Genomic DNA, 14,931 nt, shown 5'->3' with positions numbered 1-14,931 from the left:
GTTGTCAGGCGGTGACATAGCCGCCGTTGACCGAGATGGTCTGCCCGGTGATCCACTCCGATTCCTCGACGCTGAGCCAGACCACTGCGCCGGCGACGTCTTCCGGCCGGCCGAGCCGGCGCATCGGATAACGCAGGGCGCGACGCTCGTCCCGTTCACTGCGCAGCTCGGGGGGCGGCTCGATGGAGCCGAGCGAGAGGCAGTTGCAGGTGATCCCGTCCGGTCCGACCTCCTTGGCCAGCGCTCTCATGAACCCCGCAGCGCCCGCCTTGGCGGCGGAGTACGCCGTCATGCCGGCCTCCCCGTAGCGCCCGGCGTCCGACGTGATGGCGATGATCCGCCCCCATTTCCTCTCGATCATTCCCGCGAGCACGGCCTTGGTGCAGTGCATGACGCCGTACAAGCTGAGGCCGATGTAGGCGTCCCACTCGTCGGGCGACGTCTGGACGAACGGGGAGAGCCGGAACCCGGTGGGCGGGACTCCGGCGTTGTTGACGAGGATGTCGATCGGCCCGAGTTCGTGCTCCACTCGGCCGGTCGCCTCGGCGATCGCGTCCGGATCCCGCACGTCCGCGACGACGCTGACAGCGATGCCGCCGGCCGCGGTGATCCGGTCGACGACCTGCTCGGAACGGTCACCCGCGATGTCGTTGACCGCTACCCGCGCACCGCGTCCAGCCAGTCGCGCGGCGGTCTCGGCACCGACCCCCTGGCCCGCGCCGGTCACCAACGCCACTTTGTCGGTCAGATCGAACGCGAGTGCCTGGTCCCGTCCTTCCTCTCGTGGCGAAACTCGTGTTCTCCGGGTCATCAGGCGAGATGGAACAGGCGACGGGCGTTGCCGCGCGCGATCTTCTCGATGATCTCCGGGTCGTCGAGACCGACGATTCGGGTCTGCTTCTGGAAGTGGGTCTGACTGGACGGCCAGGTCGAATCCGAGTGCGGGTAGTCGGTCTCGATGAGGACGTTGTCGGCACCGATCGCGTCGAGGTTGCGTAAGCCGACCACGTCACTGAAGAACGTGACGAAGATGTTGGACCGGTAGTAGCTGCTGGGCGGGTTCGGGATGCGCGCGCGGGTTCCGGCCCAATTACCGTGGATCTCCCAGATCTCGTCGGCCCGCTGCAGGATGTACGGGATCCAGCCGATTTGGCACTCGGCGAGGCAAATCTTCAAGGTGGGGTACCGGACGAAGAGGCCGGAGAACATCCAGTCGACCATCGCGGTGACCGCGTTGAGCGTGACGAGGATGTTCGACTCCCCCATCGGGGCGTCGTTCGAGGGCATCGGCACGTGCGAGCTCGAGCCCACGTGGATCATCAGGACCGTGTCGGTCTCGACGCAGGCCTCGAAGAACGGCTCCCAGGCACCCGAGTGGATCGAGGGCAGGCCGAGCCGGGCCGGCGCTTCGGAAAAGCAGATGGCGTGGTTTCCCCGGGCGGCCAGTCGGCGTACTTCCTGCGCCGCCAGCTCGGGGCTCCAGAGCGGAATGATGCCGAGGGGAATCAGCCGTCCACCCGAATCCGCGCACCACTCGTCGATGATGAAGTCGTTGTAGGCACGAACGCACAACAGCGCGAGGTCGCGGTCGGGGGCCTCCAGGAATCCCTGCCCGCAGAAGCGCGTCGGCGCCATGTTCGGGAAGCACAGGGACGCTTCGACGCCGGCGATGTCCATGTCCATCAGTCGCGCCTGAGGGTCGTAGCAGCCCGGGCGAACCTGGTCGAAGGTCGTCGGGCGCAGTTCGACCTCGTCGTGGCCGAACCCGACGGCCGCGCCGACCAGCATGATCGGCTCGCGCTTGTCGTGGTAGTACCAGACGTCCGCCCAGTCGCCGTCCTCGGAGGCCTGGGCCTGCGCCTCGAGCGAGACCTTGCCCCCCACCTGGAATTTCACGCGCTCGCGACGCACGTGCGGAGCAATCTCGTGGTACTTGGCCGGTAGCCGGTCAGTCCACAGGGTGGGAGGTTCCAGCACGTGGTCGTCGGCCGAAATCAGCCGAGGGAATGCGGACATCCGTGTGTCTCCGTTCGGTCTCCGAGGCGACGCCGACGATGGGGTGCAGCTGCCGCGACGGCTTGTGTGCTCGGGCGGCTCTGCGATGCTGGTCATGGTCGCGCTCCGCCGGCCCGGTACGGCAGAACCGATCTGTAACTAGTTACGGGGTTACCTGCGAGGCCCACCTGAGCAAGGAGCTCCGCGTTCCCTCGGCGGACTCCAGATCGTCGAAGCCGACGACGACCGGCAGCCCGATCGCCAGGTCGAGACCTTCCGCGTCGCCGCCCCAGAAGCCCGGCACGAGTACGTCGCTCTGGTCGTCGAGCCGCGCGAGCACCACCACGTACGGCACCTCGACCCCCGGCACCGGTGGCCTGCGGGTCACCGTCCAGCTGGCGATCGTTGCCGTTCCGCAGGCCTGGATCCAGTCCCAGCGCAAGGAACTGCACCGGTTGCAGATCGCCCTCGCGGGCCACCTCCGGCGCCCACAGTCCTGGCACGCCTGCAGGAGCAACTCGTGGCGCGCCAGCGCCGCCCACCAGTCAGCCGAGTCCCGGTCCGGCCGGGGCAGCCAGTTGACGCCGCTCATGCGTCACGCCTCAGGAGAACGGCCGCGGTGAGACCGGAAACGACTCCGGGCTGGCTCGTTGCCAGCGCCACCTCGGCGCCGGCAACTTGCCTGCTGCCACAGGTACGGCGTAATTGATTGGTCGCCTCGGCGACGTGGTTCAGCCCGTGGACGTACCCCTCGGACAGGTGTCCACCGTGCGTGTTGACCGGGAGTTCGCCGCCCGATCCGATGGAGCCGTGCGCCACGAAGCCGGCGGCCTCTCCCGGCGAGCAGAACCCGTACGCCTCGAGCTGCATCAGCACCAAGGGCGTGAAGGCGTCGTACAGTTCGGCCACGTCCACGTCGTCCGGCCCCATTCCCGCGCCGGCGTACAGCCTGGGAGCCAGGTGCCGGGCCGGCGACAGGGACAGGTCGTCCCAGCCGTTGGAGGTCAACTGGCTGCCGCCCCCGAAGGCGGCTCCGCTGATCAGGACGGGAACCTGACGCAGATCCCGGGCGCGTTGGGGTGTGGTCACGATCAGAGCGACGGCGCCGTCGGTTTCCAGGCAGCAATCCAGGAGCCGTAGCGGCTCGGCGATCCACCGTGAGCCGAGGTAGTCGTCCATCGAGATCGGCTCCGTCATCATCGCCCGCGGGCTGAGCAGGGCGTTGGCACGCTGAGCGATGGCCACGCGGCCCAGGTCCTCCGCGCCGTAACCCCAGCGGTGCAGGTAGGCCCGGGTGTGCATGGCGAACAGTTGCGCGGGAGTCAGGTGGCGGTACGGCATCCAGTACTGGGCGTCACCCGCAGTCGCCGCGGGCCCGGAGATCGCGCCCATACGCCCCTCGGAACGAGAGTTGAGCGCCCGCCAGCAGACGACCGTTTCCGCTTGTCCGGTCGCTACGGCCATCGCGGCGTCGATCAGGGTGCCGACCGACGAACTACCGCCGCCGAAGACGTCACGGACGAAACGAATGTCGGTCAGCCCCAGATCCTGGGCGATCTGGGCCGGATCCGCAGAGTCGGCCAGGCGGTGGCAGGCCACTCCGTCGAGGTCGTGGGCGGCCAATCCGGCATCGTGGAGCGCCTCCACGATTGCTCGAAGTGCGAGCGTCTGCGTGCTGACACCCGAATCGCGGAAATACTCCGTATAGCCCACCCCGACGATCGCCGTCCGCTCCCGAAGAACGCGCTCGGGCGAACTCATGGCGTCACGCGGCGGAGCGATTCAGGTGGGGCCGGACCTCGCGATGCAAGAACGACTAGCTGGATCACAACGATGATTTTTGCGATGTACGAGCGAACGAACAGAGAGACGTGGCACTGGTACCAGACTCAATAGCCACCGGAGCCGCACACCGGCGTTCGCGGTCGGCCGCTACCCGACCGCGGACGCTGCCGAAAGCCGCTCCTGCAGGGCGAACAGCTTCTGGCGGGTCTCGTCGTCCACCGCCTGATGCACGCTGAGCAGGAGGCTCGGTTGATCGATCGGTCGAAGCTGGACCTTGCTGATGTGGAGCTCACCGAGGGTTCCGTGGTTCAGCACGACCCCTCGATCGACGAACAGGCAGGCCTGGAAGTGTTGCCACACGTCGCGGAACTCGGCACTGGATTCGGAGAGCTCCGCGATGAGCTCGGCGAACCGGGCATCTCCTGGGTACTTGCCACTCTCGTAGCGGAAGCGGGCGATCACCGCGCGGAGCTCGTCGTGCCAGCCCTGCATCGAGGTGCGGACGTGATCGTCCATCAGCAGGCCGAGCAGCGCGTTGCGGTGTTCGGGCAGGACCTCGCTCATGTCGCCGAAGACGACCGCGTGCGCCTTGTTCCACGCGACGAGATCGAACGCAGCGGTCATCAGGCTCGCGGGGTACGGCATCATGTCGTCGACCAGGGCGAGCAACTCGGCTCGTGGCACTACCGACACCGGCCCGGGCTCCACGGGCAAGCCGGCCAGTCTGCGGACGTAGTCACGTTCGTCGTCGTCGAGCTGGAGGGCGAGACAGACCGACTCCATGGAGTGGGAACTGATCTTGATGTCACGGCCCTGCTCGAGCCACGTGTACCAGGTATCGCTCACGAAGGCGAGGCCGGCCACCTCGTACCGGAGCAGCCCGGGGGCCCGCCGACGGGCGGTGCGGACGAGCCCGAAGTCTTCGGGCCTGAGTCTCTCCCGTCGCGATCGGAGGAATTTACCTAATTCCTCTCGCCCGGCAGGGTTGTCACGCTGTGCCTTCGCCATGAGCAGAAGATTAGGATCCCAGCAACATGGTGGCAATAACTGGTTCATAAGTCCGTGCACGGCGGGAGCTCATTCGACGGTGGTGCCCGCAGGCCGCCAGAACGTCGCGAGGAGTGCCGCGGCGCTGCCGCAACCGGCGAATGTCGCGATGCCCAGGCCTTGCCACCCGCCGGGCTGCCACCAACTCAGAGCGTTGTCGAGCGACCACTTGCCTGCGCCCAGACCGGCCAGTCCGATCGCCATGAGAATCAGGACGAGAACGTACTCGTATCCCTCACCCGGCCGAAAAATGAAGAATCCGTTTTTCAGATGATTCGTGATGAGGGCAACGCCCATCGTCCCGATCACGCCGGCGCAGGCCAGCGGCGTACCGAGACCCAGCACGAGCAGGACGCCGACGCCGAGCTCGGTCGCGCTGGCGAGCCAGGCGTGCAGGAGGCCGGGGCGCATACCGAGACTCGCGAACCACCTGGCCGTGCCGGCGATTTTTCCTCCGCCGAAGACGTGATTGTAGCCGTGCGCCAGGAGCACGACGCCGAGGCCGAACCGGATGACCAGCAGCGACAGATCGATCGCAGGCAGAGTCGACGACATCATGTCTCCTGGTGAAGAGGGGGCCGCCGACGCTAGCCGAGTTCCACCCTGCCCCAGTCCGGATCCTCCGACACGTCTCGCCGGCTCGCGTCCAATGTCTCGCCCGCCCAGCGAATGGCTCCGGGAGTGCGGGTGAACCGGGGGACGACCGTTGACATCCGGATCTGGCCGAGGTCGGGATCAGCCACCGTCTGGATCGTTCCACGGGCCTCGTAATGCGGGTCCTGAAAAATATCCGACATATCAAGTTCTACGCAGGAAACGAGACCTGCGGCGTCGACGACGGCCGTGAGCTCCTGCGCCGTACGGCCGGCGACCCACTTCTCCAGGATCTGGTCGAGTTCTTCGCGATGGGCGACGCGCGAGCCGTTGTCGACGAAGCGCGGGTCGTCCGCCAGCTCCGGCCCTCCGATCACCTCCAAGAGGCGACGAGCCACCGGCTGCGTACTGGCCGTCAACGAGAACCACTTGTTGTCCGCGGTCCGCCAGGTCCCGACCGGAGCGACGTAGGTGTTCGAGGTCCCTTCGCGCCCCAGCACGGTGCCTTCCTGGTCGTAGGTCACCGCGATGAGTTCCATGATGCGGAACGTCGCCTCGTAGAGCGAAAGGTCGATCTCCTGGCCCAGCCCGGAACGCTGCCGCTCGATGTAGGCGGCCAGGACCGCGCCGACACCGGTGAGTGCCGCGAAGTAGTCACCGACCGGTAAGCCCGGATGGACCGGCGGCCGATCCGGGAAGCCGTTCACCGAAGAGAAGCCGCTGAAGGACTGGGCGGATCGCCCGAAACTCCGTTTGCCGCGGTACGGCCCGGTCTGGCCGTACCCGCTGACTCGAAGCAGCACCAATCCCGGGTTCGCAGCACTCAGCTCGCGGTATCCCAAGCCCCATTTCTCCAACGTGCCCGGAGTGAAGTTCTCCAGGACGACGTCGGCGGAGCGTGCCAGCGCCAGCACCGCGTCACGATCGGCGGGGTCACCGAGCGACAGCGCGATCGACCGCTTGTTCCGGCCGTTCGCCTTCCACCACAGCGGAGCGCCCGAATGCGATCCCAGCTTGCGGATGGGATCACCGACTCCCCGCTGTTCGACCTTGACGACGTCTGCACCCCAGTCGGCGAGCATCGTCCCCACCATCGGTCCGGCCAAGAGCTGGCCGATGTCCAAGACACGAAGACCGACGAGCGGGCCGGCTGCTGCCGGGCGACCGTCCGGCTCGTGCCCTGGTTGTTCGCTCGCAGGCATGGAGACTCCCTCTGAGTCAGGTGCGACGGCGGCGCGGATGCGTTGCCGATGGAGCTCCATGTTTGTCCCGGGACGGCCACGGAGAGTGGCACGCTTCGCACTAGTAACAACTCGAACAGTGCGCGTGCGGACCCAGCGCGGTAATCCGTAAAGAGCCACTCAGTTCCGCGGAGCCCGAAGGCGAATCGAGGCCGCTCGGGCGTCCGCTCGGGGCGTCCGGAGTGCGGCCTCTGTCGTCGAACGAACCCCGGCAGGCGTGCTGCCGAAGAAGGAGTCTTTCGTGTTCGACCTGACCGAGGAGCAGCGCGCGCTGAAGGATCTGGCGGCTCGGCTCGCAGCCGAGCGCTACGCCCCGCACGCGTTGGAGTGGGACACGGCCCGGCAGCATCTTCCCGACAGCGAGCGACTGCGTCTCGGCGAACTCGGGCTGCTGGGGCTGACGCTGCCCGAGGAGCACGGCGGCGGCGGGCGCCCGCTGATCGACGCGTTGATCGTCTTGGAGGAACTGGCCAAGGCGAGCCCCGTCGCGGCCTGGCCGGTCTTCGAGGCGTGCACGGGACCGGCCCGCGTGCTGGACCTGTTCGGTACCGCCGAACAGCAGAAGCGATTCCTGCCTGACGTCGTCGCCGGACGCTCGACGATCGCTGTTGCCATCTCCGAACCGGACGCCGGATCCGCCGCGACGGACGCCACGACGACCGCGCGCATCGATGGTGACGAGGTAGTCGTCACCGGCACGAAACGCTGGTGCTCCGGTGCCGGCTACGCCGAGCACTACCTGGTGTACGCCCGGTTCAGCGGCGCGCGTGGCGCCCGCGGGATGGGGGCCGTGATCGTCGACAAATCGGCGCCCGGTCTCAGTTTCGGAGCACAGGAGGCGCTCATGGGCTTTCGCGGCATCGGCTCGGCCGACCTCGTCTTCGAGGACGTTCGGGTGCCGGTGGACAACGTCATCGTTCCGGAAGGTGGGTTCGCCCGGCTGTTCACGGCCTTCTCGATCGAGCGCCTCGGCAACGCGACGATGTCACTCGCGATCGGGCAAGCGGCTCTCGACCGGGCCGCGCGGTACGTACGCGAGCGCAAGCAGTTCGGCCGGGAGATCGCCGAGTTCCAACTCGTCCAAGCCGCGCTGGCCGACATGGTCATGCAGGTGGCAGCGGCACGCCTGCTCATCGCCCAGGCGGCGGCCGGTGCGGGCACAGCCGCACCGGTCCCGCTCGACGCTTCGGTGGCCAAGTGCTTCGCCAACGAGATGGCCAAGCGCGTCTCGGACCTGGCCATACAGCTGCACGGCGGATACGGCTACACCGCGGAGTACGAGCTCGAACGTCTCCACCGCGACGCTCACGGGTGGGCTCTGGCCGGCGGTACGACCAACATTCAACGGACTCGGATCGCGTCGGAGTACCTGGGCCGACGCTTCGATCAGCGCGCCACCGCCGGATGAAACCCGAGGCCGCCACGGCGGCACCGGGCCACCGCCGACGATGTGTGATCATCGGTGCCGGCCTGGCCGGGGTGCGCACTGCCGAGGGGTTGCGCCGGCGCGGTTTCCCGGGCGCCATCCTGGTCCTGGGGGCCGAAACGCATCTCCCCTACGACCGACCGCCACTGTCCAAGCAGTTCCTCGGCGGGACCGCCGGCCCCTCCTGGCTGTCGTCCCTCGCGGACCTTGCCCGGCTCGACGTCACGGTCAGCCTGGACGAGCCGGCAGTTGCGCTGTCGGTGACGGCGCAGACGGTGTCCACGCCGAGCCGGACGGTGGGCTTCGACCTCGCAGTGATCGCCACGGGCTCGCAACCGCGCCGCCTGCCCGGACTGAACGGGCTGGTGCTCCGCACGCTGGACGACGCTGCTCGGCTGCGCGCGAGCCTGCTACCGGGGAAACGGCTCGGCATCGTCGGGGCCGGGCTGATCGGCTGCGAGGTCGCGGCCACGGCCCGGGAGCGCGGGATGACCGTGCACCTCGTCGACGTAGCGCCGGGACCGGCCATCCGGGTCTTGGGGCCGACGGTGTCCTCGACGCTGGCCGAAATCCACCGCAGGCACGGCGTCCAACTGCATTTCGGCAGGTCGGTCACTCGCCCGGCGCCGGACCGGCTGCGGCTCGCCGACGGCACGGAACTGGCCGTCGACCTCGTGCTCGAGGCGGTCGGTGCGGTGCCTTGCACCGGTTGGCTGGCCGGCAGCGGCCTCGCGGCCGGGGACGGCGTGGTCTGTGACGAGCACGGCCGAGCCGCCACGAACGTGTACGCGGTGGGCGATGTCGCCGGCTGGCGCGGCCGACGCCACGAGCACTGGTCGGCAGCGTGCCGGCAGGCCGACCACGTCGCCGCGACGATCACCGGGCAGGCCGCTCCGCCGGCGGGAGTCCCGTACTGGTGGAGCGACCAATACGGGTACAAGTTGCAGGGGCTGGGCGACCCCCGCCCCGACGACCAGGTCACCGAGTTCCGGTGGGGCGCGAAACAACGCCCGGTCGCGCTGTACTCACGCGACGGCAGGCTCACCGGCGCGGTCGGCTTCTCCGCGGCGGGCTTCGTCATGCGGTTGCGCGACCCGATCGCCCGGGCCGTTCCTCTGCGGGAGGTGTCGACGGCGTAGCCCTCGCTTGACACTGCAGAATCGCGCTCCGACAATGGATCCGAAACTAAGGATCGGATCCAATCTTGCCGATCGATCCGATCGCCACGGATGTCGAGAACGAGGTACCAGTGAGCAGAAGTCCGTACGGCGCGTCGGCAGCCTGGATCGAGCAAGTGCGCACCGGCCTTCCGCCGCTGATCATCACTTGCTGCCTCAACGGCGGCGTCCAGGGCAAGGAGTCGCACCCCGGGCTTCCGGAGACGCCTGCGGAGCTGGCGCGCTCCGCCAAAGAGGCGTACGACGCCGGCGCGTCAGCGGTCCACGTCCACCCGCGCAACCCGGAGGACTGGTCCGAGAGCTCCGGTGATCCCGACTTCAACTACGAGGTCAATGCGCTCATCCGCGAGGCCTGTCCCGATCTGATCATCAACAACACGACCGGCGGCAGCGCTTCGACGACGATGGAGCAGCGATTCGCGATGGTCGACGCCAACTGCGAGATGGCGTCGTTGAACCTCGGGCCGGACATGTCCCGCTTCCGCGTCCCGGAACGGTCGGCACCGTTGGAGCATCCGCACCCGGCCGCCGAGTACGACCTCTGCATCCCGTTCACGTACGGCACCATCGAGGGTCTGGCCGCTCAGATGCACCGACGGGGTATCCGTCCGGAGATGGAGCTGTACAACCCGGGCCAGTTCTGGGTGAGCAACGAGCTCATCAGGAAAGCGCTCATCGAGCCGCCGTACGTCTTCCAATTCGTGATGGGCTACCAGACCGCCTCTTTCGCGACGCCCGAGGCGCTCGTCGCGCTGGCGCGGGATCTGCCCGACGGTGCCGTCTACTTCGTGGCCGGTGTGGGCGTCCATCAGCTACCGATGACGACGATGGCCACGATCATGGGCGGCCACGTCCGGGTCGGGCTCGAAGACAACCTGTACTACAGCCGTGGCGTGAAGCTCACCGGCAACGGCCAGGCCGTCGAACGCGCGGTCCGCATCGCCCGCGAGGTGAACCGAGAGGTCGCGAGCCCCGCACAGGCCCGCGAGACGCTCGGCCTGAGCAGCGTCCCCAGCACCTACGAGGCCCGGGGATCGGCGGTGGCCCCATGAGGTTCGCCGTCGACACGGGTGGGACGTTCACCGACCTCGTCATCGAGGAGGACGACGGTAGCCAGACCGTCTACAAGAGCCCTACCGTCCCGTCGGACCAGGTTCGAGGCGTCCTCGACGTCTTCCAGGTGGCGGCCGACGCTCGCGGGGTCAGCCGCGAGTTGCTGCTGGGCCTCGGGTCGATGCTGATCCACGGCACGACGCACGCCATCAACGCGGTACTCACCCATACGACCCCGCGAACCGCGTTCCTGACGACCGAGGGGCACCCGGACGTCCTCGTCCTCCGCGAGGGCGGACGCAACTCGGTGTTCGACTTCTCGCGGCCCTACCCGGAGCCCTACGTCCCGCGAGCGCTGACGTTCGAAGTTCCGGAGCGGATCGATCGCGCGGGTGGCGTGATCAAAGCCCTGGACGAAGCCGCGTTCGCGACCACTCTGGAGCACCTTCGCCAGGCGGACGTGAAAGCCGTCGGCGTCTGCCTGTTGTGGTCGATCGCCAACCCGGTCCACGAACTGCGGGTCGGAGAGCTGCTCGCCGAACACCTGCCCGGGGTGGCGGTCACGCTCTCGCACGAACTGAGCGGGGCGGTACGCGAGTACCGGCGCGCGTCCTCCTGCGTGATCGACGCCTCGCTGAAACCGATCATGGGCACCTACCTCGGCGGGCTGGCCGAGCGGTTGACCAAGAGCGGATTCGCCGGACGCCTGCTCGTGGTCACGTCGAACGGCGCGGTTCGAGACGCCTCCGAAGTCGCCGGGACGCCGATTCTCGCGCTCAACTCCGGTCCGGCGATGGCTCCGGTCGCCGGCCGGCACTTCGCTCGCGAGGATTTCGGGGCCGACACGGCCATCGTCGCCGACACCGGCGGCACCACCTACGACGTCAGCGTCGTACGACGCGGGCGGATCCCGTCGACCCGGGAGACCTGGCTGGGGGAGCCGTTCTCCGGTCACATCACCGGCTTCCCTTCCGTGGACGTCAAAAGCGTGGGAGCAGGTGGTGGCAGCATCGCCTGGGTCGACAGCGGTGGGCTGCTCCACGTCGGCCCGCAGAGCGCCGGTGCGGTTCCTGGGCCGGCCTGCTACTCCCGCGGCGGCACGCAGCCCACGCTGACGGACGCGTGTGTCGCGCTCGGCCTCCTCGACCCGGCCTTCTTCCTCGGCGGCACGCTCCCCCTCGACGCGCAGGCCGCGCGGACCGTCATCGACGAACAGATCGCCCGCCCGCTGGGCCTTTCGGTCGTCGAAGCGAGCTCGTCGATCCTCGCGTTGGCCACCGAATGCATGGTCAGCGCCATCGAAGAAATCACGATTCACCAGGGCATCGATCCACGGCAAGCCGTCCTCGTCGGGGGCGGCGGCGCGGCGGGCCTGAACACGGTCGCGATCGCGCAGCGGATCGGCTGCCCGAACGTCATCATCCCGGCGGCGGGCCCGGCGCTCAGCGCGGCGGGAGGTCTCCTCTCCGACCTCGCCCAGGATTTCGACATCAGCTTCCACAGCTCCGACGTCGGCTTCGATCTCGACGGAGCGAACGCGGTGCTGGCCGAACTCGAGCGGCGCTGCCAGGCGTTCGTCGACGGTCCGGGCGCCGACGCGGTCTCGACCGAGATCGAGTACTGGGTCGAGGCTCACTACCCGAATCAGATCTGGGACCTGGAGGTCGAACTCGCCGGCAGTCGTTTCTCCGGTACGCCCGACGTCGACCGGCTCCGCGAACGCTTCCACACCGTGCACGAGGAGGTCTTCGCCGTCGCCGATCGCCACTCCGGCATCGAGGTCGAGCGCTGGCACGCCCGCGCGCGATGCCATCTCGAGCGAGGCACTCCGCCGCCCGTCGAGTGGCCCGAGCAGCGGCTCCCGATCCGACCGCGACAGGTCTACCGGGCGGGACGCGGGTGGACCGAAGTCGACATCTGGCGGATCCAGGACATGGACCGGGAAACGGTCGTCGAGGGGCCCGCGGTGATCGAGAGTGCGCTCACGACGGTGGTCGTCGACGAGGGCGCTCGGGCCCGCCGGATCGCGAGCGGCGCGCTCGTCATCGAAACGAACACGCAGACCCGAAGTGGAGGCGCGTCGTGAATCCTGGGAACAGCGCCGCCGACGGCGTGATGATGGCGTTGTTGAGCAATCGCTTGAACAGCGTCGTCACCGCGATGATGAACACGGTTTTCCGAACCGGCCGGTCCGGCGTGCTCAATACCGCACACGACTTCTCGTGCTGCATCGTGACGGCGAACCACGAACTGCTCATCGGAGCCAACAGCCTCCCGATCCACATGATGAGCGGACCGGACATCATCAGCCGGTACATCGCGCAGATGCATCCCACGTTCGCGCGCGGCGACGCGTACTTCCACAATTCTCCGTACCACGGGAACTCGCACGCCGCGGACCACTGCCTGTTCGTCCCGGTGATCGACGACGAGGGCGTCCACCGCTTCTCGGTGCTCGCGAAGGCCCACCAGGCCGACTGCGGCGACTCCGAGCCCACCACCTACATGGCTTCCGCGGAAGACGTGTACGAAGAAGGCGCGCTGATTTTTCCGGCCTTCAAGGTCCAGGCCGACTACCAGGACAACGAGGACTTCGTCCGCGCGTGCCAGGTCCGGATCCGCGTTCCGGAGCAGTGGTGGGGTGACTACCTCGCCGTCCTGGGTGCGGTCCGGGTGGGCGAACGCCGGCTCCTGGAGATCGGTCGGGAGGTCGGATGGGACGTCCTCGAGCGCTTCACCGTCAACTGGTTCGACTACGGCGAACGGCTCATGGACCAGCGCCTGGCCGAGTTGCCGTCGGGGACGGTCACGACCGAGAGCGTGCACGACCCGGTGCCGGCCGCACCCGACGGAATCCGGATTCGCACGAAGGTGACCGTCGACAGTGCCGTCCGGCGGGTGGAGGTGGATCTCCGCGACAATCCCGATTGCCTGCCGAACGGCCTGAACCTCACCGAAGCGACCTCGCGGACGGCGGCGATGATCGGTGTCTTCAACAGCATCGGCGGTAGTGTTCCGGCCAACGCGGGAAGTTTCCGCCGGATCACGGTCCTGCTCCGGCAGAACTGCGTCGCCGGGATTCCGATCCATCCGACCAGTTGCTCGGTCGCGACGACCAACGTCGCCGACCGGGTGGCCAACGCCGTCCAGCGGGCCTTCGCCGATCTCGACGACGGACTCGGGCTCGCCGAGTGCGGTGGGGTGATACCGGCCACCTCAGCAGTGATCTCCGGCCGGATGCCCGGCACCGGCCAGCCGTTCGTCAACCAGATCCTGCTGGGCGTCACGGGTGGTGCGGCGGCACCGTCGACGGATGGCTGGCTCACCATCGGACACGTGGGAAACGCCGGCATGCTGCGCATCGACAGCGTCGAACTGGACGAAATGCGCCAGCCCGTGTTCGTCGCCGAGCGACGGCTGCTGCCCGACTCCGAGGGAGCCGGGCGTCAACGCGGCGCGCACTCGGCGCGGGTGGAGTACGGGCCGGTCGGTACGGCAATGGTCGTCACCTACGGCTGCGACGGCGCGGACAATCCGGCCCTCGGCGTACGGGGCGGCCACTCCGGTGGCCCGTCGCGGCACCACCTGAGGCGACGCGACGGCGAGATCTCCGAGCTTCCGTCGGCCGCCATGCTCACGCTGGAGGACGGAGAACGCATCATCTCGGTGACGTGCGGCGGCGGCGGATACGGCCGGCCGGCCGACCGTGATCCTCTGGCGGTAGCGCACGACGTGGCCGAGGGGTGGGTGAGCGGCGAACGGGCCACCGACGTGTACGGGGTGGTGCTCGACTCGTCCGGAGAAGTCGACGATGCCGCCACGGCGTCTCGACGGGCCGATCTGCGTCCCACCGGCAACGCGGGGGCCTCCGCATGAATCTCACGGACAGAGTGGCCATCGTCACCGGCGCCTCCGGGGGTCTCGGCAAGTCGATCTGCCGTACGTTCACCGAGCGGGGAGCCCGGGTGGTCCCCGTCGATGTCACCGGGGACGACGTGTTCATCGCGGACGTCGGTTCCGACGGCGGGAATCGCGCGATGATCGACCATGCCCTCGAGCTCCACGGCCGCTTGGACGCGTTGGTCCTGAACGCCGGCGTCCAGCACGTCTCGCCGCTGGAGTCCTTTCCCGAGGACCAGTGGGACCGGCTGATGAACGTGATGGTCAAGGGACCGTTCCTGGCCATGCGGACCGCTTGGCCCCACCTGACCGCCAGGCCCGGCGGCCGAATCGTCGTGACGGCCTCCGGCTCCAGCTACATCGGCGAAGCCAACAAGGCGGCGTACGTCGCCGCCAAGCATGCGGTGCTCGGCCTCGTGAAGGTGGCCGCGATCGAGGGAGGTCCGGCCGGCCTCACCGCCAACGCGGTAGCGCCCGGCTGGATGCGGACCCCGATGGTCGAGAATCAAGTAGAGGAGCAAATGCGGCTACGCGGGCTCGATCGGCAGGGCGTCCTGGACTTGATGCTGGAGCGTTCGCCGGTCAAGCGCTTCGTCGAGACCGACGAAGCGGCGAACCTGATCGCGTTTCTGGCCGGCCCGGAGTCTTCCGGACTCAACGGGACGTGCACACCGGTCGATCTGGGACTGCTGTCGAACTGAGCGCGGTGGGA

General features: G+C 68.2%; 13 protein-coding genes. 6 read left to right on the top strand and 7 right to left on the bottom strand.

Annotated elements, in window-relative coordinates:
• Positions 1-4: 4 nt before the first annotated feature.
• From ACIBZJ_RS34565 to ACIBZJ_RS34535, 7 genes are all read right to left on the bottom strand, one after another.
• Positions 5-727: an SDR family NAD(P)-dependent oxidoreductase gene (locus tag ACIBZJ_RS34565; protein WP_395937269.1), complete on the bottom strand. Its 723-nt coding sequence runs from the start codon at positions 725-727 to the stop codon at positions 5-7.
• A gap of 83 nt (positions 728-810) precedes the next feature.
• Positions 811-2,016: an amidohydrolase family protein gene (locus ACIBZJ_RS34560; protein ID WP_395937267.1), complete on the bottom strand. Its 1,206-nt coding sequence runs from the start codon at positions 2,014-2,016 to the stop codon at positions 811-813.
• A 142-nt stretch (positions 2,017-2,158) separates the two neighbouring features.
• Complete coding sequence (locus ACIBZJ_RS34555; protein WP_395937265.1) at positions 2,159-2,587, bottom strand: Zn-ribbon domain-containing OB-fold protein; 429 nt, start codon at positions 2,585-2,587, stop codon at positions 2,159-2,161.
• Positions 2,584-3,756, bottom strand: coding sequence for a thiolase C-terminal domain-containing protein (locus ACIBZJ_RS34550; protein WP_395937263.1), 1,173 nt, complete (start codon positions 3,754-3,756; stop codon positions 2,584-2,586). The genes ACIBZJ_RS34555 and ACIBZJ_RS34550 overlap by 4 nt, the downstream gene beginning before the upstream one ends.
• Positions 3,757-3,927: 171 nt before the next feature.
• The gene (locus ACIBZJ_RS34545; RefSeq protein WP_395937261.1) at positions 3,928-4,788 is read right to left on the bottom strand and encodes a helix-turn-helix transcriptional regulator; all 861 of its coding nucleotides are present in this window, start codon (positions 4,786-4,788) and stop codon (positions 3,928-3,930) included.
• Positions 4,789-4,857: 69 nt separating this feature from the next.
• Complete coding sequence (locus tag ACIBZJ_RS34540; RefSeq protein ID WP_395937259.1) at positions 4,858-5,385, bottom strand: DoxX family protein; 528 nt, start codon at positions 5,383-5,385, stop codon at positions 4,858-4,860.
• A 29-nt stretch (positions 5,386-5,414) separates the two neighbouring features.
• The gene (locus tag ACIBZJ_RS34535) at positions 5,415-6,782 is read right to left on the bottom strand and encodes a CaiB/BaiF CoA transferase family protein (protein ID WP_395937257.1); all 1,368 of its coding nucleotides are present in this window, start codon (positions 6,780-6,782) and stop codon (positions 5,415-5,417) included.
• 121 nt (positions 6,783-6,903) lie between these two features.
• Here ACIBZJ_RS34535 and ACIBZJ_RS34530 point away from each other — a divergent pair, with 121 nt between their 5' ends.
• The 6 genes from ACIBZJ_RS34530 to ACIBZJ_RS34505 all read left to right on the top strand — a co-directional run bounded on the left by ACIBZJ_RS34530 (position 6,904) and on the right by ACIBZJ_RS34505 (position 14,920).
• Positions 6,904-8,070 (top strand): acyl-CoA dehydrogenase family protein, encoded by a 1,167-nt coding sequence (locus ACIBZJ_RS34530; protein ID WP_395937255.1) that lies wholly within the window; start codon positions 6,904-6,906, stop codon positions 8,068-8,070.
• A gap of 44 nt (positions 8,071-8,114) precedes the next feature.
• Positions 8,115-9,227, top strand: a complete 1,113-nt coding sequence (locus ACIBZJ_RS34525) for an NAD(P)/FAD-dependent oxidoreductase (protein WP_395937253.1) — start codon at positions 8,115-8,117, stop codon at positions 9,225-9,227.
• A gap of 65 nt (positions 9,228-9,292) precedes the next feature.
• Positions 9,293-10,318 carry a 3-keto-5-aminohexanoate cleavage protein gene (locus ACIBZJ_RS34520; protein ID WP_395937251.1) on the top strand — a complete coding sequence of 342 codons (1,026 nt, stop codon included), beginning with the start codon at positions 9,293-9,295 and terminating at the stop codon, positions 10,316-10,318.
• The gene (locus tag ACIBZJ_RS34515) at positions 10,315-12,405 is read left to right on the top strand and encodes a hydantoinase/oxoprolinase family protein (RefSeq protein WP_395937249.1); all 2,091 of its coding nucleotides are present in this window, start codon (positions 10,315-10,317) and stop codon (positions 12,403-12,405) included. The genes ACIBZJ_RS34520 and ACIBZJ_RS34515 overlap by 4 nt, the downstream gene beginning before the upstream one ends.
• Positions 12,402-14,195, top strand: a complete 1,794-nt coding sequence (locus ACIBZJ_RS34510; protein WP_395937248.1) for a hydantoinase B/oxoprolinase family protein — start codon at positions 12,402-12,404, stop codon at positions 14,193-14,195. Before ACIBZJ_RS34515 ends, ACIBZJ_RS34510 begins: the two co-directional genes overlap by 4 nt.
• Positions 14,192-14,920 carry an SDR family NAD(P)-dependent oxidoreductase gene (locus tag ACIBZJ_RS34505; protein WP_395937247.1) on the top strand — a complete coding sequence of 243 codons (729 nt, stop codon included), beginning with the start codon at positions 14,192-14,194 and terminating at the stop codon, positions 14,918-14,920. The genes ACIBZJ_RS34510 and ACIBZJ_RS34505 overlap by 4 nt, the downstream gene beginning before the upstream one ends.
• Positions 14,921-14,931 lie beyond the last annotated feature (11 nt).

The sequence above is a fragment of the Cryptosporangium sp. NPDC051539 genome (assembly GCF_044454545.1).
In the GTDB taxonomy this organism is placed as follows: domain Bacteria; phylum Actinomycetota; class Actinomycetes; order Mycobacteriales; family Cryptosporangiaceae; genus Cryptosporangium.
Note: the sequence above shows the minus strand (reverse complement) of the source record. Positions and strands in the feature narration are given on the sequence as shown.